General features: G+C 67.1%; 1 protein-coding gene and 1 pseudogene. One reads left to right on the forward strand and one right to left on the reverse strand.

The annotated features are described in order from the left end of the window. Window positions 1–344, reverse strand: a pseudogene (locus tag LQV16_RS23365) (signal protein PDZ); the annotation flags it as partial. 296 nt (window positions 345–640) lie between these two features. Between LQV16_RS23365 and LQV16_RS23370 the strand changes: the two are divergent. After that, window positions 641–2,610, forward strand: a 1,970-nt coding sequence (locus LQV16_RS23370; RefSeq protein WP_229996211.1) for a TPM domain-containing protein, incomplete at its 3' end; no start/stop codon positions are given.

Below are 2,610 nucleotides of genomic sequence, written 5' to 3' on the forward strand. Positions count from 1 at the left end.
GGCTGGCCCTGACCCTGGCCGGCCTGGGAGAACCCGCCATACTGGCCGGTTTGCTGGGCCGGGGCGCCGAACTGCTGGGTGTCCGCGGCGGAGCGCTGTGCCTCGGAGGGCTGCTGCTGGTAGACCGGCCGCGGCGCGCCGTCCTCGGCGCGGTCCAGGCGGTGGGTCGGGTTCTCGGGCGTCGGGCTTCCGGACACCGGGCTTCCGGGCGCCGCGCTTCCGGGCGCCGCCTCAGGCGTGCGGCCGGCATGCGACTGATCTGGCGAGCCCTCCTGGGGTCCTCCCGGTTCCTGGTTCTGTTGTGTCGGCTCCGGTGTCGCACCCGGCACTGGGTTCTCAGTCATGAGACTTCCTTTCATCCTCGTCTGCCTATAACTATGGACGCTCAGGCTGACACTAGAGCGGACATTTACTGGGAGGTTCCTGAACGGATGGATTGCTGCCTTCGGGCCCGTGCTTCCCAGTTTAAGCGCGTTTCGCTGGTGGCATATTCCCCTAGGTGGACTGCCATTTGGGTGCACCATAGAATCAAATGGAAATGCCACAGCGACCTGCGGCTTTACATCTGCGTGGGGGCGCTGCTGCATTCTGTGACGGCTGGTTCGACCGAACCGGTCCCAGAAGTGCTGAAGGGTTGCACATGCGGTCTAAGTTGAATCGTTTCCTCGCCGTCCTTGGCGTGGCTGGATTGCTGGCGCTCCCCGCCGCTCCAGCCCTGGCCGAAGATCCGGTGACCATCCCGTCCGGGCAGAACATCGTGGACAGTGCGAACGTGCTCGGCGGCCGCAAGGCCGAAGTTCAGGACGCCATCCAGAAGCTCCTGAAGGACCACAAGTACAACCTGTATGTCATCACGGCAAAGACGTTTGAGAATCCGGCCGACCCCAAGGCGTGGGCCCAGGCTGTCGCGACGAACAAGGGCATGGGCAAGGCCGACGTCATCCTCACCATGTCTGACGACGGGAAGTACTACTTCTCCCCCAACTCGGCCAGCGCGATCTACTCCAAGACGTCGAACATCACCCAGAACGCCATAGTTCCGAACCTGGCCGGCGGGAAGCGCGACTTCGCGCAGGCGGCCATTGACACCGCTGCCGCGGTGGGCGACGCGGCGTCCGGCGGCAGCGGCTCGGTGCCGTCCGACGCCGGGGCGGGCAGTGCCGTACTGGTGGGGGTCGGCGTCGTGGCCGTGGCAGGAGGCGGAGCCTATCTGTACTTCCGCAACCGCCGGAAGAAGGCCAGCCAGGGTGCGGGAGCGTCCAAGGGGTCACAAGGTGCGCAGGCGGATCCGCTGGCGGGTCTCAGCGTGACCGAACTGCGCCGTAAGAGCGATTCGCTGCTGATCGAGGCCGATGACGCCATCAAGTCCAGCGAGCAGGAACTGGGATTCGCCCAGGCCCAGTATGGCGATTCCGCGGTGGGTAATTTCACGAAGGCGCTGCAGGAGGCCAAGGGCCACATGACGGAGTCGTTCAAGCTGCAGCAGCAGCTCGACGACCACATTCCCGACACCGAGGAGCAGCAACGGAGCTGGCTCGGCGAAATCATCCGCCGCGCCGAGGCCGCGCTGGCCTCGCTGCAGGAACAGAAGGCGGACTTCGATTCCCTCCGGGAGCTCGAGAAGAACGCCCCGCAGGCCCTCGCCGCCGTCGGTGCCGGCGCCGCGGAAGCCGAGGCCAAGATTGCCAGCGCCGAAAAATCGCTGACGGATCTGCGCGCCAAGTACGCCGAAAGCGCCCTGGTCCAGGTGGCGGACAACATCAACCAGGCCAAGGAACGCCTCGAATTCGTGCAGAACGCCTCAACCGCGGCGCAGGAAAAGCTCGCCGCGGGCGAGAACAGCCTTGCCGCGGTGGCCGTGCGGGCAGCCGAGGAAAGCCTGCACCAGACGAACGTGCTGATCGGGGCCATCACCAAGGTGGCCGGCAGCCTGGATGAGGCCCGTAGTGGCCTGGAATCCGCCGTCGTCGACACCGCCCAGGACCTGGCGCAGGCCAAGGCGATGCTCCAGTCCGGCGCCCATCCGGAGCTGTCCGGTCCGGTGGCCGCCGTCGAAGCGGCGCTGGCGCAGGTCAAAGCGGAAATCCAGGGCGGAAAAATCGATCCCATCGCCACCCTGGAGCGGGTCGAAACGGCGCACCAGACACTGGACCAGTCCCTGGGCGGAATCCGCGACCAGCAGGAACAGGCCCGCCGCGCCCAGGCCTCGCTACATCAGAGCATCATGTCGGCCCAGGCCCAGATCAGCGCGACGTCGGACTACATCACTGCCCGCCGCGGAGGCGTGGGCACCGATGCCCGCACACGCCTGGCCGAAGCACAGCGGAACCTGGACTATGCGCTCTCGATCTCCCGCACCGACCCGGTCACTGCGCTGCAGTACGCGCAGCAGGCCCACGCCCTGGCGGCGCAGGCCGCCCAGCTGGCCCAGTCCGATGTTGACCAATTCGGCGGCTACGCCAACCAGGGCTACGGCCGTGGCGGGATGTTCGGCGGCAGCGGCGGAGGCGGCCTCGGCGGCGCGATCCTCGGTGGAATCCGCATCAACTCGATCCTCCACGGCGGAGGCGGCGGAGGCTGGGGCGGCGGCGGAGGCAGCTGGTGCGGCGA

It is taken from the genome of Arthrobacter sp. Bi26, assembly GCF_918697925.1.
In the GTDB taxonomy this organism is placed as follows: Bacteria; Actinomycetota; Actinomycetes; order Actinomycetales; family Micrococcaceae; genus Arthrobacter.